The organism is Brevibacterium daeguense (assembly GCF_021729135.1).
Taxonomy (GTDB): Bacteria; Actinomycetota; Actinomycetes; order Actinomycetales; family Brevibacteriaceae; genus Brevibacterium; species Brevibacterium daeguense.
Genome location: NZ_JAJTWW010000009.1, coordinates 151,796 through 171,542, shown reverse-complemented (window position 1 = coordinate 171,542; position 19,747 = coordinate 151,796). Strand labels below are relative to the sequence as shown.

Sequence of the window (19,747 nt, the reverse complement as noted above, 5' to 3'; positions counted from 1 at the left end):
TCATCGCCTCCGGTCGGCGTCGCTGCGCTCCACGGGCGACTGCTCGTCGGCCGAATCGTGCGACCCTTCGGCCACAGCGCTGCCATTCACCACAGTGCTGCCACCGGTTCCGGTGTCGCCATCGGCCGGGGATCCACCGGCTTCACGAGCACCCGACTCATCCGGCGACTGCTCGCCGCCCGCGGCCCGCAGATCCGCGTCGAGGAGGTCCTGATCGCGCAGCTGCCCGGTGTCGTACAAGGGCATGACGTCTCCCTGCCCGGCAGTCTCGGACGACACCGGAAGGAACACCTCGTGCTCGGTGCGTGCTACGGGCTCGGGGTGGGAGGCGTGCCCCGCCTGCGAGGCCCTGGCGACTCGCGAGCCGTGCCCCGCCCGCGAGCCCAGGTCCGGCTGCTCGCTGGTCCGGACGCGCGCGTTCCCTTCGGCAGGGGTGACCGGGTCGGGCGAACTCGCCTGTCGCTTCGCCTCGGCATAGCGGGCCCGGTAGCGGTCAACGGCCGCATTGAGACCCGACTCGACGCGCCTCGTCTGGCTCTTCTGCGCCAGCGCGGTGCGCAGCTGCTCCCGGAGCTCGCTGTCGCTGCGTGAAACGCGATCGGACTGGATCCAGTCGACCATCGCGTCGATATCCGATTCGGAGTACTTGTGCAGGGGCAGCCCGGGCGTGAGCTTGGGGCGGTTGCCCTGCCGGCCGACCACCACGGCCGCGGCCCGCGCGGCATCGAGCACCGCCTGCGGTGAGAGATCCTCGACGGTCTCCTTCCAGACGTCGAAGATGCGGTCGGCCTCGGACTGCGGGTCGACGAACGCGTCCGTGGACCACACCCGCAGGAATCGCCAGCCGCGCCGCGTCAGCGCCTCCGGCCGAAGCCGCTCCCGCTCGCGAATGCTCGGCGTGCTCGCATACGCCTGGCCGTCGGTCTCGACAGCCAGAGCCATCCCCTGCGCAGGTTCGGCGGAGACGGGAATGGCCAGGTCGATGTCGCCGTAGCGCTCCCACGCCGTCACTCCCGAACGCAGCAGCCGCTCCGCGATGTCCGAGATCAGCGGTTCACGCTCGCCGCTCCCGGCGGGCAGCAGCGCTCGACCGCCGGCGGCTGCATCAGCGAGCAGACCCGGCAGCACTCGTGCACCGTGCCGCAGCCGGCTGGTGTCGAAGTCGTCGGCTTCGAAGCAGGAGACGATGGTGAGCTTGCGGCGCGCTCGCGTGATGGCGGCAGCCAGCAGCCGCTCGCCGCCCGGCTTGGACAGACTCCCGAAGTTGTACACGATGCGCCCGTGGCGGGTCCGCCCGTACCCGAGGGACATGATCACGGCGTCCCGCACGGTGCCCTGGATCCGCTCGCAGTCGGTGACGACGAACGGCTCCTTCCCCGAATCGGTGAAGAACGAGGCGACGTAGGGGTAGTCGCGAATCGCCTTCTGGATCGCGGTGGCGACCCGCTGCGCGTGCCACGGAGTCAGCGTCACCACAGCCAGCGACTGCCGGGCCCGGGTGCGCGCGTGCTTGAGCACGAGGTCCACGACCCGCTGCACCTCGACGTCCAGGCTCTCCACCTGCCCGGTGCCCGAGTCGGGGGTGCCGAGCGCGTCCGGCACGAAGGACAGCTCCAGCCCCGAGCCCTCGTTGGTCAGAGCGGTCGGGACGCTCGTGATCGCCGAATCGTAGAAGTGACGGTTGGCAAGATCGACCAGTCCCGCGGGCGACACGCGATAGCTCACATGGAGCCGGTGGGTGGGCAGGAACTCCGCCAGCGCGGAGAATGCGCTCGGCACCGAGTCCAGCTCGCGCTGACTCCGGCGGTCCACCGCCACGCTGAACTCCCGCGGTCCCAGCAGCCGCTCGTCGCCCAGTGCGATCACCTGGCGGGCGCGAGCGATGGCGGGAAGCACCTCGGGCACGGACAGCCGCGCGGCGTCGGCGATGATCACCGCGTCGAACAGCGGCGCGCCGCTGAAGTGCTCCGGCACCTGGAACGGGCTCATCATCCAGATCGGCGCCAGTGAGCCGAGCACGGTCGGAGCGCTCTCGCTGAGCCGGTTCACGTGGAGATGACGCGAGCGCAGCTCGGCGCGCACTGCCTGCGCCTCCTGCGACAGCTCAGTGATCGCGCGCTTCCAGCCCTGGGCATGGCTCCACTGCAGGCGCGAGGCGCCGGCCGCCACGTACTGCTTGTCGCAGATCCGGAAGTCGGCCGCGACCCGGTGCAGCTCCGCACCGTCGTGCTCGCCGATCCGAGTATCCTCCGAGGCGAGCAGCTGCAGCACGGTCGCCCAGTAGGCGAGGTCGAACTCCTGGCCGACCAGCTCGTGGGGGACGCGGCGCTCGCGCAGGTCGTCGAGGAGTTCTCCGACACCCCATTGCAGCAGCTCCGCTTCGACGCGGGTCCGCTCCGGCAGGTCGGCGAGGCTCTCCCGGTCGCTGCCGAGCGCGTCGAGGCGTGCCTGCGCCTCCTCGACGAGCATGGCACCGAGCTCACCACCATCGGGGGTGTCGGCGAGAACCGGCTCGAGTGTGCGGAAGTCGGCCTCGATCTCCTGGCAGAGCTCATCGGCCTCGAGCAGTCCACGCGGGATCTGCGGACGGATGTCGCGTCCCGCGATCTCCCGCAGCTCGCGGCGCTCCTGCTGAGCTTGGAGCAGCGAGGTGTGCAGGTCCTCGACGGAGCTCCCCGGACGCAGGAACTCGCGGGCGGCCTTCTTCAGGCGATTGCGCTCGAACAGACCCATCTCGATCCCGTGCTCGCGGCGGTAGTCGGCAGTGCCGGTCGCGGCGATCAGTTCGGTGAGGTTGTGGTCGTACACGTCAGGTGAGAACTTGTCGAGGGTCTTGCGCACTGCCAGCAGCACCCGGAGGCTGCTGCCCCACGCGTTGATGGTCCGCTCCGGGTTGAGCCCCGCCTGCCGCAGCAGCGGCTCGACGAGTTCGACGAAGCCCGGGATCTTGCGACCGGCCCGCTCTGCGACCTGTCGGGCCGCCTCGGCGTCCTCGTTGCTGGCGAACCGCGCGCCGAACCACACGGTGTCCTCGACGCCGAGCGTGAACGCACCCAGCGCGGAGAACTCGATGAGGCGCTCCCGCAGCGCTGCTCGCGCCTCCGGGATGGCTTCCACCACGTCGGATCCGAACCGGACAGGGGTGGCGGGCCCCGGCTGATCCGCGGTCAGGCGGGCCAGATGCTGCATCGTGGAGAACACGGAGACGCCCCACGGCCGGCGGATCCGGTGCAGGGATTCGGAGTGCTCGGCCAGCACCGCGCGCTGCTCATTGAGCTTGGCGAGCAGATCGGCGAGTTCCGGCTTCTGCGCCCGCTCCGCGGCCGCGATCAGCGAGATCAGGCGGCGATGGATCTGGGCCGCCGTCATCCGCCCGTCGATTGCGAAGTCCTTGAGCCCGGCGTGGGCAAGGCGCTGCTCGAAGTCGTCGAGCCCATCCGCGGACTGGGCGATGTAGAGGACGCTGCGCCCGGTATGGGCCAGGGTGGTGGCGATCGCCACGGCCACCTGAGTGGCCCCGGTCCCCGGCGGGGTGTCGACGACGAGCGATTCGCCGGTCACCGCCGCGTCGACCACCGCCTGCTGGTCGCCGTCGACGTCGATGGCGAGGAACTCCTCCTGCGGCTTGCGATCCGGCAGCGGCCGGGGCTGCTCCCGAGGCGCCCCGGGCTCGGGGACATCCTCGTCCGGTTCGTCGAGATCCGCGCGCCCCTCGGCAGCGGTCCCGGCGTCGTCGGCCTGATCGTCTGCGGTTCTGTCGGACTCGGGGTCTGCCGACCGGTCGGGCTGCGCGTCCGGGGTCTGGTCGCTGCCGTCGGACCGCAGATCCGAGGCCTGGTCAGTGTAGTCGGACCGACGATCCGAGGCCTGGTCGCTGCTGTCGGACCGCGGGTCCGAGGTCTGGTCAGTGCTGTCGGGGCCTTCGGTCGGCTCCTCCAACTCACCACCGCCACCATCCGATCCTTCGGACTCCGGTTCGACAGCCGTCTGCGCATCACGCGGCTGACCGGCAGTCTCGGTGGGATCAGCCGAGTCGATGGGACTGCCGGGTTCGGACGCGGGAGCCGAGGTGCCCGGACCGCCGAACCGACGGCGCGCCTCGGGATCCCCCGCGAGGGCCCGGAGGATCGGATGGTCGGCGGGCAGCTCCTCAAGCGTGAAGGGCGCGATGATGTTCGCGAACGTCGATACGACCAATCGCTGATTCACCAGCAGGCCGGGCACACCCTTGGCCAGCGCGCGCAGCCGCTCGAACACCGGAGCCGGATCGAAGCCGTGGTTCACGCCGGTGGAATCGACCCATTCGTCGGCGTCGATCCGCACGTCGTGGACGCGTTTGAGGTAGTCCACCAGAGCCGGGTTGATCGTGATCTCGTCGTCGAGCACGATCTCGAAGTCCTCAACCCGGCTGCCGCGCGGCACCAGGCGCACATGGCGGAGCATGACCGGCGCGGCGTACTCCGTCCGCACTCCCCGTTCCTCACGGTTCCAGGTGGCGAACCCGATCGCGAGGTGAGCGGTGCTGATGCCGCGCTCGCCGGCGAGCTGTTCGGCCTTCTGGCGGATGGAGCGGGCGCGACGTCGGGCATCCGACAGCAGTTCCTGGTCGCGGATCAGGCTCGACAGGCGAGTGGCGCGCCCCGCGAGGAGCTGGGCCAAGCCGGACGGGTGGGCGCCGGTGAGTTCGATCGAGCCGTCCCGGGAGTCTCGGAACTGCAGCATGGTGTCGCGGCCGCCGATTCGGGCAGCCTGTTCCTTCCACGAGGCGAAGGCTCGGCCTACCGTGGTCTGCGAAGCGGAATCGGAATATGACACGCATCGAGCCTATCCGGAACAGCGGTCAGGAGAAGTCCGGCGCACCGGACTGCGCGAAGTTTTCGCTCGGCGGCTGTTAGACTGTCGATGCGCCGACGCCGGTGCCCGCCCCGCGCTGGCTTCTCTGCGGGGCACGCCCCCGTAGCTCAGGGGATAGAGCACCGCTCTCCTAAAGCGGGTGTCACAGGTTCGAATCCTGTCGGGGGCGCACTTGAATGACGTACAGAGCGCCGGGCCCTGCTCCGATCGACCGGATCTGCTGCTGAAGCAGACGTCTGCCACGATGAATCGCGGCGGCGTCGATCGGGTGGTCGTTCGGGCAGGGCCACCGGCGCCTGATCAGCGGGAGTCGCGCGGCACGCGCACCACCATGGTCGGGCACTGGGCGTACGGCAGCACCGACTGCGAAGTCGATCCGAGCAGCAGACCGGCGAAGCCGCCGCGGCCGCGCGAGCCGATGACGAGGACGTCGGCGGTATCCGATGCGCGCACGAGCACCTCGGCGGGCTGACCGTCGAACAGAGTCCATTCGACCGTCAGCTGCGGGTACTTCTGGGCGACCGCCGAGGCCGCGACTTCCAGCGTGCCCGACCCCTCATCGAAGAAGCGCTGCACATCGTGCGTGCTCGGCAGCCATTCCGGGCCGACGACGGTCGTGGTGACGACCCCGACGATGTGCAGCGGCGTTCCGCGATGTTCCGCCAGGAGCGCCGCCTCCCACAGAGCCGGAGAGCTCTTGCCCAGCGAGTCGATGCCGACGACAACAGAACCGGCGAAGTCGAGACCCGGAACGGACTCGAGGCTCTCGTCGAACTCCACCAGGTCGCCGCGCTGGTTGCGGACCGCCCGCGATGAGCTGTGCTTGGCCGCCCGCTCCGCCTCTGCCGTCCACCCGACGGGGACGACGATGGTCGGGCAATGGGAGTGCGCCGGCAGCGCGCTCGACACAGTGCCCAGCAGCCGGCCGGCGAACCCGCCCTTGCCGCGAGAACCCACGACCGCGAGCGAAGCCTGCTTCGACTCCTCCACGAGGACTCCGGCAGCGTCTCCGATCTCGATGACCGCCTCGACCGGCACACCTGCCGCCTTGACCTCTGCAGCGGCCTCCTTCAGCGTGGCGGTCACAGCGGCTCGGATCGAGCTGTCGTCGATCGGCACATAGGACACGTCGATGGTGGCGGCCGCAACGCTCGGGATCGTGTATGCCCCGACGAGCCGGATCGAGCGCTCCAGGGCCTGGGCCTCGTTGATGGCGAACCGCAGGGCATGCCTGCTGGCTTTCGAGCCGTCGACTCCCACGATGATCGCCTGCGGGTCCGCGACCTCCGGAACCTGCTGTTCCCTGACCACTGCGTCTCCTTCTTCCGGTTACAGCGTTTGTTCCAAGATACCGGCCCGTTCGCCCCGCCAGCAGAACTGTTCTGATTACGATTCGGCACCGCTCGCGGAATGGCCGCGCCGATAACTGTCGTCCGGCAAGATTCCTTGTTATATTCGAAACGTCAGACAAACCCGTACGACATCCAGACAACAGCGGGCGCCCAATCCTTTTGGGTGCTCCACGAAAGAACAGGAGCAAGTTATGGGTATTCTCGCTTTTCTCATCCTCGGCCTGATCGCAGGTGCCATCGCGAAGGCCATCCTCCCGGGTAGGCAGGGTGGCGGCTGGCTCGGCGCACTCGCCGCCGGCGTCATCGGAGCCGTCCTGGGCGGCTGGATCGGAAGCGCCCTCTTCGGCACCGGAGTCAACGAGTTCTGGTCGCTGAGCTCGTGGCTGCTGGCCATCGGCGGTGCGATCATCGTGCTCGTCATCTGGGGCTTCATCTCCGGACGCTCGCGCACGCGCGCCTGAGCATCTGACACCACCACGAACGCGGGTGGTGCGGTTCGAATCGAACCGCACCACCCGCGTTCGTGTGTCTCCACGCGCTGCTCGTCGTCAGCGACGACGAGCAGCAGAGCGGATGCGGAGCAGCGACGAAGGTCGCGGACGAGGGTTGAGTCAGGCCGCGAAGGAGTACTCCAGGAATGGCCGCCAGGATTCCGCAGGATTGTCCAGGTCTCGCAGCCACCACTGCCCCGCGCGCGGCGCCTCGGGCTTGACGCCCAGCCGCCAGCCCATCTCCTCCGGGGTCCTGTTGCCCTTGCGGTTGTTGCACGAACGACAGCAGGCGACGAGGTTCTGCCAGGTGTTCCCCCCGCCTCTGGAACGCGGGAGCACGTGGTCCACGGTGGAGGCGCGCACACCGCAGTATGCGCACTTGAACCCATCCCGTCGCAGCACGCCCCGCCGGGAGAGCGCGACAGAGCGTCCGCTCGGGGGCCTGACGTACCTGCTGAGGATGATCACCGAGGGCTGCTGCATGGCCAGGTGCTCGCTGCGCACCGGGACAGCCTCATCGGCGGCAAGCACAGTGGCTTTGCCTGCCAGGACCAGCACCACCGCCCGACGGAACGAGACCACCGACATCGGCTCGTATCCGGCGTTGAGAACCAGTGTCTTCACCTGCGCGCTCCTTGCCCCGGGCGAGTCCGTGCCCGGCTTCCGCAAACACAGAAGGCGCTGCGCATGCGCGCAACGCCTTCAGAAGTCCACATCGGATCTATCGAGTCGACTATGGAATAGGCAAGGCCCCGTTCACAGCACGCGAAGAGGCTCGGCCGTCGCACGGCGACCGCGCTTCCTGCACTGCATTCGCTTCTCACGGGACTCCCTGATTCCAGGATGATGTGGTCACGACTGCCATAAGAGTAACCGAGGCCCCACGATGCGCAAGAGCCGACCATCGCCCAATTCTGCTCGGCCGAGAAGATTTCGCCTGCAGTTCACCACCTCTGCACCGACGCCCCGGCGGGAAGTGACCGCAGACTCCAGCAGTGCAGCCTGCCGTCGCCGGCAGGAAGCATGCGCCGCCCCCGCGAGCCAACAGCCGCCGCCCCTGGCGGGAGCGGCGGCACACCGTCCCTGGGCACGCAGAGGGCCCGGCGACCGGGTGGACCATAACCCGGACGCCGGGCCCTCTGCGTGAAGAGCCGTCGGCTGAAGCCGATCAGAGAACGCGAATGTAGGTGACGCTGCCCATCCACGAGTGGCTGCGGTACGAGGTGTCCGAGCTCGAGGAACCCGCGTCGTACATCATGCCGTTGCCGGCGTAGATGCCGATGTGGCCGGGCTTGTAGACGAGGTCGCCCGGCTTCGCCTCGGACGCGGAGACGACGGTGCCGGCAGCCTTCTGCGCGGACGAGGTCCGCGGCAGGTTCACACCGGCCTTGCCGTAGACGAAGGCGGTGAACCCGGAGCAGTCCCAACCGCTGGGCGAGGTGCCGCCGTAGACGTAGGGCACGCCGACGTACTGCTTGGCGATCGCGATGACCTGCTCGGCCTTCGAACCGTCCGGCACCTTGACGTCGCCGCCGGCCTTGCTCGACGACCCCTCGGAAGAGCGGTCGGAGCTGCGGGAGGAGTTCGATCCCCGGTCGCTGGGCGCAGCGGAGGATGCGTTCGACTCGGATGAGGAAGGCTCCGGCTCGGGCTCCGGCTCCGGAGCCGGTTCGGGTGCTGCGGTGGCGGTGACGGGTTCGGCCTGGACGGCATCGGCCGCGTCATCGCCTTCGCCGTCCTCGGCCTCTGCGGCCTCGGGGACGACGATCTTGGCCTGATTGGTGAACTCGACCTCGGAATTGTCAGCCGCTTCGGCGGAAGCGGAGACGACGCCTTCGTCCTTGCCGGCCTGGTTGGCGGCAGGCAGTCCGACGGTGACGATCAGGCCGCCTGCTGCGGCGACAACCGCTGCGCGACGGCCGACTGCGCCGGTGTTCGCACTCAGAGCTTCGGTGAGCTCGGTGAGTGGTGTCTTGACTGGGGTGCTGGCGGCGCGACGGCCGTGCTTCTTCTGTGCCACAGAGTTCCTCTCCACAACCTACGAGGTGAGCTGTCGGGCTCGAGCTGGAGGTGCTCGGCCACTCTCACGAGTGACTTAGCCCCGAGTCCATCGGGACAAAGGTGGTTCCCCCGTTGCCGCTTTCGGTCCTGGTCATTCAGCGAGGGAGCGGCACTCGGTTACCCACGCCGGCCGGCTCCGGAAGAAGCCGACTGCTAAACGGTAACCGAAGCAGGGCCCCAATGTCACATTTACATCACGAAAAGAATGTCAGAAGCGTCACATTTTCAGTGAATTGCCTGGTCAGAAGCACCAAAACTCGTGGAAAAAAGGTGTAACGAAGAGGTCGAGAGAGTGTTACGAAGCGGTTGCGACGGACCCTCGGGCGATCGGCGACGCGCTCAAGCGGAGGACGCACTCAAGCGGAGGACGCGATCGCCCTCACGAAGATGTGCGAAGCGGTCTCCCGAGGCAGATCGAGGACGTTCTCCGCCTCCGGAGCGCGCACCGTGATGTACTCCCCCGCCGGTTCGCAAGTCACCGCCACACCCGGCAGGACGCCGGTCTGGCGCAGCTGCGCCAGGAGATAGGTGTCGACCTGCAGAGGTTCGGCGAGCCATTCGATCCGGACCTCGCTGCGGCCGGTGGCGGGGCAGGCCTCGGTGAGCGGGACGACGTCGTCGGAGACGACCGGCTGTTCGGCGCCGAGAGCTTCAAGACCCGGAATCGGGTTGCCGTAGGGACTGGTCTGGTGTTCGGGCAGCAGCGTCACCAGCCGCTTCTCGACCTGTTCGCTCATCACGTGCTCCCAGCGGCACGCCTCATCGTGGACGAGCTCCCAGTCGAGGCCGATCACGTCGTTGAGCAGCCGCTCCGCAAGCCGGTGCTTGCGCATCACCGCCGTCGCCAGCTCCCGGCCTTCCGGCGTGAGCTCCAGATGACGGTCGGTCCCGACTCGGAGCAGACCGTCGCGCTCCATCCGCGCGACCGTCTGGGACACCGTCGGCCCCGAATGCTCGAGGCGTTCGGCGATGCGAGCACGCAGAGGTACGATCTCCTGCTCCTCCAGCTCCACAATGGCTTGGAGGTACATCTCGGTGGTGTCGATGAGATCGTTCACGAACTGTTCTGCTCCTTACGCGCCGGTCCACCCAGTCTAACGCGCAGCTGAATGCGGGGGGCGCGAGCAGACCGCGCTCCCCCGAGCCGGCGGTCAGCCGGCATTCACATACGCCGTCTTGTGGTTGGTGTAGAACTCTCGAGCAGCACGTCCCTGCTCGCGGGGACCGTAGCTCGATCCCTTCCGGCCGCCGAATGACGTGTGGTAGTCCACTCCTGCCGTGGGCGCGTTGACCATGACCATGCCGGCGTCGGAGTGGCGCTTGAAATGCGCTGCGTGCTTGAGCGAGTTCGTGAAGATCCCGGCCGACAGCCCGAAGGGTGTCCGATTGGCGACGGCGAGCGCCTCCTCGTAGTCCTTGACCTTGATCACCGATGCGACCGGGCCGAACACTTCCTCGGTATTGATGGTCATGGTCTCAGTCGTCTCGGTCACCAGCGCCGGGGCGAGGAAGTAGCCTTCCGAAGGTCGCTCGACGACTTCGCCACCGTGGACGGTGGCGCCCTCCGAGGCGGCGATCCCGAGGTATCTGCGATCCTGCTCGAACTGCGAGGCGGACACCACCGGCCCGATCACGGTGTCGGCGTCGCGTGCGTCACCGACGACAAGGCGGGCCATCTTCTCCTTCATCAGGGCGACGAACTCGTCGTGAACGTCCGCCGTCACGATGAGTCGGCTGGACGCGGTGCAGCGCTGCCCGGTGGAGAAGAACGCGCCGTTGACCGCGGCGTCGGCGGCGGCCTGCAGATCGGCGTCGCCGAGGACGATGAGGGGATTCTTGCCGCCCATCTCGCACTGCACCTTGGCACCGGCGGCCGTGGCGTTGGCGATGACGCCTTCGCCGACGGCCACCGATCCGGTGAAGGTCACGGCGTCGACATCCCGGGACGAGGAGATCGCGTCGCCCACGACACCGCCCGGACCGGTCACGAGGTTGAGCACCCCGTCCGGCACACCGGCATCGATCAGGATCCGCACGAGCTCATGGGCGCAGGCGGGGACGATCTCCGCCGGCTTGAATACGACGGTGTTCCCGTAGGCAAGAGCCGGTGCGATCTTCCACGCCGGAATCGCGATCGGGAAGTTCCAGGGGGTGATGACCCCGACCACCCCGACGGGCTCATGTGTCATCTCCACCGTCAGGCCGGGGCGGACCGACTCGACGATCTCGCCGGTGTTGCGGATCGCCTCGCCGGCGAAGAACTTGAAGATCTGGGCGGCCCGAAGCACCTCCGCGGTCGCCTCCGTGATCTGCTTGCCCTCTTCCCGCGCCAGCAGAGCGCCGAGCTCGGCCGACCGTTCCTTGAGCACCGAGCCCGTGGTGTCCAGGATGTCGAACCGCTGCTGGATGGACCCGGTCGACCATTCCGGAAGAGCGGCCCTGGCAGCGGCGATCGCGCGTTCGACGGTGGCGGCATCGGCGCGCGCGAAGTGTCCGAGGACATCCGAGGTGTCCGAGGGATTCACATTCGCGCTGCGTTCCCCGCTGCCCACCCAGGAGCCGCCGATGTAGTTGTCGAACCTCGCCTGTGCAGAGTATTCAGTCATTTCCGTCCTCAATCGTTCGTGTCCTGGTGTGATCCGGACAATGGGTTGCTGGGTTGAATGAGTCGTCCGATCATCGCTGTGTCCGAGGTCGCGGTGAGCACCGCGAACGCGGCTCCAGAAGTCAGCCAGCAGCCCGACGGGTCGTCCTCGCGCTCACGGGTTGAGCCGGGTGATGGTCCAGCGGTCCCCTGCGTCCAGCGGTGGGGTGCCCTCGGTGCTGCGATACAGGAAGCGGTCGTGGAACCGGTTGGCCTGTCCCTGCCAGAACTCGATCTCGACAGGCCTGACCAGGTACCCGCCCCAGAATTCAGGACGTGGGACCTCCCTGCCCTCGTATTCGGCGCTGGCCCGGTCGTAGGCACGATGCAACGCCTCTCTGGACTCCACCGGCTCCGACTGCCGACTGGCGACAGCTCCCAGCTGAGCCCCCCGCGGGCGCTTGGCGAAGTACTCGTCGGACTCCTCCGCCGAGGTGCGAACCGCGATCCCCCGCACACGCACCTGCCGGTGCATGTCGTGCCATGGGAAGACGAGCGCGATTCTGTTGTCGGCCGCGATCTGCCGCCCCTTCGCGGAGTCGTAGTTGGTGAAGAACACGAAGCCCTCGGCGCTGAAGCCCTTGAGCAGGACAACTCGGGCGCTGGGACCGCGCGGGTCGTCCGGGTCCGCGGTCGCCACCACCATGGCGTTGGGCTCCCGCACCGGATCCGCGGCTTGCTCGTACCACTGGGCGAACTGGGAGTACGGGTCGGCTGCGACGTCCGCGGCACCGAGCGCGCCGTACTCCACCCGCTGGTGGGCCAGCGAGTCCATGCGTGAACGTGGGTCGGTCATGGAGCCACACTACTGCTCGCCGGGGACACAGCGCACGGGCTTTGACGGCCTGCGCGGTAGGATCCAGTTGTGAATGAGCCAAACAGCTTCGTGAAGATCCCGTCCGAACTCCTCCCGGCTGACGGCCGGTTCGGTGCCGGTCCGGCCCGCATCCGCCCGCCGCAGCTGGACGCGCTGGTTGCGGCCGGAGCCGAGGTGATGGGCACCTCGCATCGGCAGGCGCCGGTGAAGAATGTCGTCGGCCGCATCCGCACCGGACTCGTCGAGCTGTTCGACCTCCCCGAAGGCTACGAAGTCGTGCTCGGCAACGGCGGGGCGACCGCCTTCTGGGACATCGCCGCATTCGGGCTCGTCCGCAGCAAGGCCGCCCACGCCTCGTTCGGTGAGTTCGGCGCGAAATTCGCCAAGGCCACCACGACCTCCCCCTTCCTCTCCGCCTCTGACATCGTCGAGGCGGATCCCGGTTCCGGTGCGGTGCCGAATGCGGCAGCCGACGCCGACGTCTATGCCTGGCCGCACAACGAGACCTCCACCGGCGTCGCGACCTCGATCAAGCGACCCAGCGGCATCGCCGAGGATGCACTCGTCGTCATCGACGCCACCTCGGCGGCAGGCGGCCTGGCCGTCGACATCCGCGAGACCGATGTCTACTACTTCTCCCCACAGAAGAACATGGGATCCGACGGTGGCCTGTGGATCGCGATCATGTCGCCGCGCGCCATTGCCCGTGCTCAGGAGATCAAGGACTCAGGTCGCTGGATCCCGGCTTCACTCGACCTGGTGACTGCGATCGACAACTCGCGCAAGAACCAGACCTACAACACGCCGGCCGTCGCCACCCTGATCATGCTCGCCGAGCAGATCGAATGGATCAACGGCAACGGTGGCCTGGCCTGGGCTGCCGAGCGGACCGCGCGCTCGGCGAAGGCTGTCTACGACTGGGCGGAGGAGTGTGAGGTGACGACCCCGTTCGTGGCCGACCCGGCCGACCGCTCGAACGTCGTGTGCACGATCGACTTCGCCGAGGACGTGGACGCGGCTGCGATCACGACGATGCTGCGGGCCAACGGCGTCGTCGACATCGAGCCCTACCGGAAGCTCGGACGCAACCAGCTGCGAATCGCCACCTTCGTCTCGGTCGAGCCGGACGACGTCAAGGCGCTCCTGAGCTGCATCGACTACGCATTGACCGCCCTGCTGAAGTAGTCCGCGTCGTCGAACGCAGATTCGACACTGATGCCCCGGAAACCGGCAGTTTCCGGGGCATCGGTGTCGAATGGACGACCGGGAGTGTCGAATGAACCGACCCGGCCGGCGAGTCAGACGTTGAGGTAATGGACCACGTTGCCGACCACGAACGCGCCTGCGGCGACGGCGGCAGCGCTGAATTCGATGATGATGCCGATCCCAGCAGCCTTGATGGCCGTCCAACTGGAATCCCATGCGGTCCGGTAGTCCTTCAGTCGGAGGTACTCCGCCAGGTACAGGCCTGCGACGAAGCCCAGCAGCAGGCCGATGATCGGCACCACGAAGAAGCCGATGACTGCAAGCACGCCGCCCACCAGCAGGGAGCTGTTCGGCACCTGCTTGGCCTTCAGCCGCCTGCCGGTGAGAACCCAGGACGCCGTCATGCCGATGCTGACCAGCACGGCGATGACCGCGAATGTCACCCAGCCGGTGGTTCCCCCGATGGCGATCGCCCAGCCCAGCGCTGCCAACCCGATGAGGATCGAACCGGGCAGGACGGGCACGACGATGCCGATGCAGCCCACCAGAATGGCGATGCCCGCGATCGTCGTGGCGACGACATCGACCGTCATGAACCTGCGCTCACTTCGATCGCATCATGCAGGTCATCGATGGCAGGCTGACCCGCGTCGGGGCTCTGCTTGTGGACGTCGGTCTCGGAATGAGCACCGCATCCGGCGTCGAGGGACACGACCCGGCCGTCGAAGGGCGACCATTCATTCGCGCAGACCCCGAACTGGGTCCGCAGGGTGCCGGCCATCGGCAGCAGGTAACCGCAGCTCGAGCAGTGAGCGGTCGCGCGCTTGGCGTACTCGCCCTCCGGCCCGGCATCGGAGGCGTTCCAGCGCTCCGCCGCGTTGGCCAGTCCCACGGGCGAGAGCACCCGCTTGCGCCCCAGACCGAACTCGAAGTTCGGCACCTGGTCGACGTCCTCGTCGTCTTCCAGGGGCACCTGCTCGAAGCTGGGCTGGAGATTCGGGTCCTCGTCGACCTTCGGGAGCACATCGCGAGCGCCCAGGTCATCGGGCTGCAGTCGCTCCTCCCACGGAACCCAGCGCGGCGGGACGAGTGCCTCGTCCCCGGGGAGCAGTGCCGTCTCGCAGACTGTGACCTTCTTCGACCTCGGAGCCCGGGCGAGCACGGCCACCCAATGCCAGCCCCGATAGGCCTTCGCAGTGCAGGTGAAGGAGTGCGTCGCCAGCCGCTGCCCTTCCATCACCGCGCCGAGGTGAGCGCCGATGTGGTTCGGGTCGGCCACCTCGGCGATGGCGTCACGGGCGATCGACACGGCATCCAGCAGCAGCTTGTCCGCCATCGGCTTCACCGGGCGCCGGGCGCTGAACGACTCCTCAGCTACCTCGCCGACTGCATCGACAGGTGCCTCGACCTCGACGTCGACAGCCACCTCGCCGACTGCATCGACAGGTGCCTCGGCAGCAGACCTCGCAGCCGCCTCGGGCTCATGCGCCACGAGGTCACGCTCTTCCCCGGCAGGTGCGGCGGATTTCACGCCGTCCAGCCAGCGCGGAAACAGTTCTGACATCAGCCCTCCAGATCGTCTGCGATTGCGCGCAGCACTTCTGCAACCTTATGCGAATGAGCAGGATCGGGATACCGGCCTCTGCGCAGCCCGGTGGAGGTGTCGTCGAGGAGCCGGATGACGTCGTCGATCATCGACGCGGTCTTGTCCGGATCCCGACGCATGCGCTTGGCGACCGGCGACTCGACGATGCGCGCTTTGAGGACCTGCTTGCCCTTGCGGCCGTCGACCATGTCAAAGTCGAGGCGCGTGCCCGGCTTGACCTCGACATCGGCCGGCAGCGCGCTCGAGTGGAGGAACACCTGTTCACCGTCGTCTGCGGTGACGAATCCGAATCCCTTGGCGGGGTCGAACCATTTGACGCGTCCGGTAGGCATGATGTCCTTTCACAGGAGAACGGCGGGAATGATCAAGTGCGAGGCGCAAGCGGCGAATGCGCGGTGGGGCGAGGAGTGCGGTACGGCTCAGGCGCGGCGGCGTGCGATGGCGCGCCCGAATTCGACCACCAGCAGGATGAACGCCGCGGGAATCGTGAGCATGCCGATCCAGGTCAGGGTCACCGAGGGCGTTGAACCCGAGACTCCGGCGATCACCACAATGACGAGAGCGAGGAGGCCGATCAGGCTCAGAGCCACTGCCGACGCGATGATGACGGTATCCGCCCGGGGCGTCCCAGCACTCCGTGAGTTCTCAGCAGTCGACATGCGCACCTCCTCCGTTGATCACTGACCGAACCAGTGTAGCCGCACCTCCCGTCGCACGAGCCACCGGGCTGCGGGTGCGCTCTGGCTCCCTTGGCGGCCGAGGGAGCCACGGCATCCCGGACTACACTGGAGGCGATGCCCCAGCTCATCTCATTCGCCGCCTGGCTCGCCCGAGCCGAGGAATCCTGGTTCACCGCCCTGTGCACTGCTCGCCGCGACCTCATGCGCGCCGACATCACCACGCTCGGCGGCGTCGCGGCGGCGGCGGCCTCGCGCGCCGGGGTCGCGGCCGGCCTGGAAGCGCTCTCCGTCCCCCACCTGCGAGCGGCACACCGCGCCGCCGTCGCCACTCGCGTCGACCCTGCCGTCCCGGCTTCCGCGCTCGGCGCCGACGAAGCGGTGCTCGCCGAGCTGCTGCGCCTGGGACTCATGTGGCCGGCCCAGGATTCTGCGGTCGACACCCCACTGGCCGCGCCCGCATTCCGCATCCACAGCGAGGCGGTCGGACTCCTGCCGACCTCTGCCGCCGACCGTGCCGCCGACATCGCGTGGCTGCACAGCGCGCGGCCGCAGCAGGTCTCCCCCACTCGGATTGCCCACTCGCTCCTGGAGAACGCGCAGGCCGCAGCGGCAGGCGGCGTCGTCGGCGAGGTGCTGTCGGTGCTCGACGCATTCGACGACGCGCCCGCCTCCCAGCTCACCAGCGGCGGAGTGGGCAAGCGGGATATGCAGCTGCGCGCCCGGGCGACCGGACTGGACTACTCGAAGGCGGTGTTCCTCACCGAGCTCGCCGGGCAGGCCGGGCTGCTCGGCGTGGGAGGCAAGGACATCGACCCGCAGTGGCTGCCGACCGTCGCCTACGACTCCTTCCTCGACCTCGACCGCGCCGAGGCGCACTCCCGCCTCCTCCACACCTGGCTGATGGGCACCGTCGACACCACTCATGTGCTGGCCGGCAGGACGGGGCGCGGGGAGCGGATCCATTCCCTTTCCTCTGCCGCCGGCGGCGCCCGGCTCAACCCCTACGCCGGATTCCCCTCGAGCCTGCCGCAGCTGCCCTACCTCAAGCACCTGGTGCTGGCGGAGCTCGCGGAGACCGCCGAGGGGCCCGCCCGCGCCCAGGCGGGCGCCACCCAGGCGGGCGCCAGCACCCAGCCGACCGGCGTCCCGGGCGTTGACTCTCAGCCGGCCGGAACCCTGCCGGCCGCAGCCGAAGACGGCTGGGCGATCCCGGACGCGGAACTCTTCGCGCGCCTGCAGTGGAAGAGACCCCTGGCTGCCGCGCTGTCACGTGCGACCGTTGATCAGCTTCTCCGCGAGGCGCAGGCGCTCGGCCTGGTCAGCTCACCGCTGGCCCATCCCGAGCAGCACGCACTCACCGCGATCGGCCGCCGGGTCGCCGCGGACCTGCGGGTGGCGATGCGCGCGGCCCCCGCCCCTGCCGGCTATGACCCCGGCCTGGTGGAGGTGTCGGACCGGGTGCGCGGTCTCGTCACCGAGCTCCTGCCCGCCCTCCAGACCTCGGTGCTCGTCCAGTCCGATCTGACCGCAGTCGCCACCGGACCGGTCGATCCGCGCCTGCACGCCGAACTCGACAACATCGCCGATGTGGACACCCGCGGCCAGGGCACGGTCTACCGCTTCACCGCCGACTCGATCTCCCGGGCACTGCGCACCGGCATGTCCGTCGCCGACGTCCACGAGCTCATCGCCCGCGTCTCCTCGACCGGCGTCCCCCAGCCGCTTCGCTTCCTCATCGACGAAGCCGCCGCCAAGCTGCGGCGAGTGCAGGTCGCCCCCGCCCGCTCGGTGCTCGTCGTCGACGATCCGAGCGATCTCGAGCCGCTGCTGGCCGACCCGCAGCTGCTCGCCGCCGGCCTGAACCGCGTGAGCACGACGGTGGCGGTGGCGGCAGTCCCCCAGGACCGCCTCGCCTCGCTCCTGGAAGCGGCGGGTCAGCCCACCCTGCGCCACCATGCGACCGCCGGACCGCCGCCTCGGGCGGCCCGCACTCGCGCGAGCGCAGCCGTGACCCGGCGTTCCCTGCTGGTGCCGGAGAAGGACCTGCCGCACCACATCCGCGGTCTGCTGCACGCCCGCAGCGCTGCGGCGTCGGGCTCGGCCGATTCGCCGCTCGGCATCCTCGACGTGCTGCGCGAGGCGGCCGCAGCGGGGTCAACGGTTGCGGTCACCGTCGTGGGCGCCGACGGCAGGCGCAGCCGGTTCCCCCTGCGCCCCGTCCAGGTCACCACCGGACGCGTCCGCGGCATCCGCGAGGCGGGCGGGCGCGCCACCGAGGTGGCGCTCGGGATCTCCCGGATCGCCTCGGCCGAACCATTGGGGGACGACAGGTGAACGGTCCCCTCATCGTCCAGTCGGACCGCACGATCCTGCTGGAATCCGCTCATCCCGACGCCTCCGAAGCGGCCATCGCGATCGCACCTTTCGCACAGCTGACCCGGACTCCGGAGCACGTCCACACCTACGCGATCACGCCGCTGGGCCTGTGGAACGCCCGTGCCAGCGGCCACGACGCCGAATCGGTCGTCGACACCCTGCTGGAGTTCTCCAAGTATCCCGTTCCGCACGAGGTGCTCCTCGATGTCGTCGACATCATGGATCGGTTCGGGGTGCTCACGCTGTCCAGCTCACCGGTCCACGGCCTGGTGCTCGCCAGCGCCAACCCGGAACTCCTCGACGACCTGGCCGAGCAGCCGGAGATGTCGGGGATGCTCGGTGCGCGCATCGATCGCTCGACGATCACGGTCCACCCCTCCGAGCGCGGCGAGCTCAAGCACCGGCTTCTCAAGCTCGGGCACCCGGTGGCCGACCACGCCGGCTACGTCGACGGCGAAGCGCATCAGATCGTGCTGTCGGACGACACCCACGCCGGGAAGTGGCACCTGCGCGACTACCAGCAGCGGGCAGTGGACGCGTTCATGTCCGGCGAGTCCGGTGTCGTGGTGCTTCCGTGCGGCGCCGGCAAGACCGTGGTGGGCGCGGCGACGATGGCCTCCGTCGGCACGACCACGCTGATCCTGGTGACGAACTCCGTCTCCGCGCAGCAGTGGAAGTCCGAGCTCCTGCGGCGCACCTCGCTGTCCCCCGAGGAGATCGGCGAGTACTCGGGAGCGGTCAAGGAGATCCGGCCGGTCACGATCGCGACCTACCAGGTGCTCACCACTCGCCGGAAGGGCTCGTATCTGCACCTGGAGCTGCTCGACGCGAGGGACTGGGGGCTGGTCATCTATGACGAGGTGCACCTGCTGCCGGCCCCCGTCTTCCGGCTGACGGCCAGCCTCCAGGCCCGCAGGCGCCTCGGCCTGACCGCGACCCTGGTCCGCGAGGACGGGCGGGAGGACGAGGTGTTCTCCCTCATCGGCCCCAAGCAGTTCGAGGCGCCCTGGAAGGAGATCGAGCGCGCCGGTTACATCGCGCAGGCCACCTGCCACGAAGTCCGCGTCCGCCTCGATTCAGGTTCCCGGATCGCCTACGCCCGGGCCGCCGGGGAGGATCGCTACCGGCTTGCGGCATGCACGGACGCCAAGGTGCCGGTCGTCGAGGAGCTGGTGGCGGATCACCCGAACGCGCAGGTCCTCGTCATCGGTCAGTACCTCGATCAGCTCGAGGAGCTCGGCGCGGCGCTCGGCGCTCCGGTGCTGACCGGACAGACGCCGCTGAGCGAGCGGACGCGCCTGTTCGACGCCTTCCGAGCCGGCGAGGTGCGCGTGCTCGTCGTCTCGAAGGTTGCGAACTTCTCCGTCGACCTGCCCGAGGCGTCAGTCGCCATCCAGGTGTCGGGCTCCTTCGGATCCCGGCAGGAGGAGGCGCAGCGGCTGGGCCGGATCCTGCGTCCCAAGGCCCACGCCGAGCCCGCGACCTTCTACACCGTCGTCGCCGCCGACACCGTCGACGAGCAGTTCGCCGCTCACCGCCGCCGATTCCTCACCGAGCAGGGCTACGCCTACACGATCCGGAACCACCCCTTCGAGGACTGAGGAGCCGCGGAGCCCAGTCGGAGCACCAGCCCCGGGTGCCGGTCCGAGGGGCGACGCGA

The 19,747-nt window shown here is 68.7% G+C and carries 15 protein-coding genes, 1 tRNA gene and 1 riboswitch; of the genes, 5 read left to right on the top strand and 11 right to left on the bottom strand.

All coding sequences use genetic code 11. From position 1 onward, the window contains the following. Positions 1–4,815 (bottom strand): PDDEXK-like endonuclease domain-containing protein, encoded by a 4,815-nt coding sequence (locus tag LXN01_RS16375; RefSeq protein WP_236864503.1) that lies wholly within the window; start codon positions 4,813–4,815, stop codon positions 1–3. Positions 4,816–4,950: 135 nt separating this feature from the next. On the opposite strand from LXN01_RS16375, the gene LXN01_RS09660 reads away from it, so the two are divergent. Beyond that, positions 4,951–5,023, top strand: a tRNA-Arg gene (locus tag LXN01_RS09660). Positions 5,024–5,154: 131 nt separating this feature from the next. Here LXN01_RS09660 and LXN01_RS16370 read toward each other — a convergent pair. Further along, positions 5,155–6,165 (bottom strand): universal stress protein, encoded by a 1,011-nt coding sequence (locus LXN01_RS16370; RefSeq protein WP_236864501.1) that lies wholly within the window; start codon positions 6,163–6,165, stop codon positions 5,155–5,157. 232 nt (positions 6,166–6,397) lie between these two features. Here LXN01_RS16370 and LXN01_RS09650 point away from each other — a divergent pair, with 232 nt between their 5' ends. After that, positions 6,398–6,667 (top strand): GlsB/YeaQ/YmgE family stress response membrane protein, encoded by a 270-nt coding sequence (locus tag LXN01_RS09650; protein WP_236864498.1) that lies wholly within the window; start codon positions 6,398–6,400, stop codon positions 6,665–6,667. A gap of 150 nt (positions 6,668–6,817) precedes the next feature. Here LXN01_RS09650 and LXN01_RS09645 read toward each other — a convergent pair whose 3' ends face one another. The 5 genes from LXN01_RS09645 to pdxH all read right to left on the bottom strand — a co-directional run bounded on the left by LXN01_RS09645 (position 6,818) and on the right by pdxH (position 12,198). After that, entirely contained in the window at positions 6,818–7,321 is a 504-nt protein-coding gene (locus LXN01_RS09645) for an HNH endonuclease (RefSeq protein WP_236864496.1), read from the bottom strand. 544 nt (positions 7,322–7,865) lie between these two features. Continuing rightward, positions 7,866–8,717, bottom strand: coding sequence for a C40 family peptidase (locus LXN01_RS09640; RefSeq protein ID WP_236864494.1), 852 nt, complete (start codon positions 8,715–8,717; stop codon positions 7,866–7,868). Next, a riboswitch (cyclic di-AMP (ydaO/yuaA leader) is annotated at positions 8,718–8,855 on the bottom strand. It lies immediately after the preceding gene. A 259-nt stretch (positions 8,856–9,114) separates the two neighbouring features. Continuing rightward, positions 9,115–9,816: an iron-dependent transcriptional repressor DtxR gene (locus LXN01_RS09635; protein WP_236864491.1), complete on the bottom strand. Its 702-nt coding sequence runs from the start codon at positions 9,814–9,816 to the stop codon at positions 9,115–9,117. A gap of 93 nt (positions 9,817–9,909) precedes the next feature. Then, positions 9,910–11,364 (bottom strand): aldehyde dehydrogenase family protein, encoded by a 1,455-nt coding sequence (locus tag LXN01_RS09630; protein WP_236864489.1) that lies wholly within the window; start codon positions 11,362–11,364, stop codon positions 9,910–9,912. A 153-nt stretch (positions 11,365–11,517) separates the two neighbouring features. Beyond that, entirely contained in the window at positions 11,518–12,198 is a 681-nt protein-coding gene (gene pdxH / locus LXN01_RS09625) for a pyridoxamine 5'-phosphate oxidase (RefSeq protein WP_236864487.1), read from the bottom strand. Positions 12,199–12,267: 69 nt separating this feature from the next. Here pdxH and serC point away from each other — a divergent pair, with 69 nt between their 5' ends. Continuing rightward, entirely contained in the window at positions 12,268–13,404 is a 1,137-nt protein-coding gene (gene serC / locus LXN01_RS09620; protein ID WP_236864485.1) for a phosphoserine transaminase, read from the top strand. 113 nt (positions 13,405–13,517) lie between these two features. On the opposite strand, the gene LXN01_RS09615 is transcribed toward serC, so the two are convergent. From LXN01_RS09615 to LXN01_RS09600, 4 genes are all read right to left on the bottom strand, one after another. Then, entirely contained in the window at positions 13,518–14,018 is a 501-nt protein-coding gene (locus LXN01_RS09615; RefSeq protein ID WP_236864484.1) for a DUF456 domain-containing protein, read from the bottom strand. Beyond that, complete coding sequence (locus tag LXN01_RS09610) at positions 14,015–14,989, bottom strand: DUF3027 domain-containing protein (protein ID WP_236864482.1); 975 nt, start codon at positions 14,987–14,989, stop codon at positions 14,015–14,017. The genes LXN01_RS09615 and LXN01_RS09610 overlap by 4 nt, the downstream gene beginning before the upstream one ends. Further along, positions 14,989–15,363 (bottom strand): cold-shock protein, encoded by a 375-nt coding sequence (locus LXN01_RS09605; protein ID WP_236864481.1) that lies wholly within the window; start codon positions 15,361–15,363, stop codon positions 14,989–14,991. Before LXN01_RS09605 ends, LXN01_RS09610 begins: the two co-directional genes overlap by 1 nt. 87 nt (positions 15,364–15,450) lie before the next feature. Beyond that, positions 15,451–15,690 (bottom strand): hypothetical protein, encoded by a 240-nt coding sequence (locus LXN01_RS09600; protein WP_236864480.1) that lies wholly within the window; start codon positions 15,688–15,690, stop codon positions 15,451–15,453. A gap of 135 nt (positions 15,691–15,825) precedes the next feature. On the opposite strand from LXN01_RS09600, the gene LXN01_RS16365 reads away from it, so the two are divergent. Both LXN01_RS16365 and LXN01_RS09590 read left to right on the top strand, forming a co-directional pair. Further along, entirely contained in the window at positions 15,826–18,045 is a 2,220-nt protein-coding gene (locus tag LXN01_RS16365) for a helicase-associated domain-containing protein (RefSeq protein ID WP_236864479.1), read from the top strand. Continuing rightward, positions 18,042–19,688, top strand: coding sequence for a DNA repair helicase XPB (locus LXN01_RS09590; protein ID WP_236864478.1), 1,647 nt, complete (start codon positions 18,042–18,044; stop codon positions 19,686–19,688). The genes LXN01_RS16365 and LXN01_RS09590 overlap by 4 nt, the downstream gene beginning before the upstream one ends. The last annotated feature ends 59 nt before the right edge of the window (positions 19,689–19,747 follow it).

Bases quoted from the DNA above. Each gene is read 5' to 3' on its own strand.
- LXN01_RS09610 (WP_236864482.1), bottom strand. From the start codon at position 14,989: ATGTCAGAACTGTTTCCGCGCTGGCTGGACGGCGTGAAATCCGCCGCA.
- LXN01_RS09650 (WP_236864498.1), top strand. From the start codon at position 6,398: ATGGGTATTCTCGCTTTTCTCATCCTCGGCCTGATCGCAGGTGCCATC.
- LXN01_RS09630 (WP_236864489.1), bottom strand. From the start codon at position 11,364: ATGACTGAATACTCTGCACAGGCGAGGTTCGACAACTACATCGGCGGC.
- LXN01_RS09605 (WP_236864481.1), bottom strand. From the start codon at position 15,363: ATGCCTACCGGACGCGTCAAATGGTTCGACCCCGCCAAGGGATTCGGA.
- LXN01_RS09615 (WP_236864484.1), bottom strand. From the start codon at position 14,018: ATGACGGTCGATGTCGTCGCCACGACGATCGCGGGCATCGCCATTCTG.
- LXN01_RS09600 (WP_236864480.1), bottom strand. From the start codon at position 15,690: ATGTCGACTGCTGAGAACTCACGGAGTGCTGGGACGCCCCGGGCGGAT.
- LXN01_RS16365 (WP_236864479.1), top strand. From the start codon at position 15,826: ATGCCCCAGCTCATCTCATTCGCCGCCTGGCTCGCCCGAGCCGAGGAA.
- pdxH (WP_236864487.1), bottom strand. From the start codon at position 12,198: ATGACCGACCCACGTTCACGCATGGACTCGCTGGCCCACCAGCGGGTG.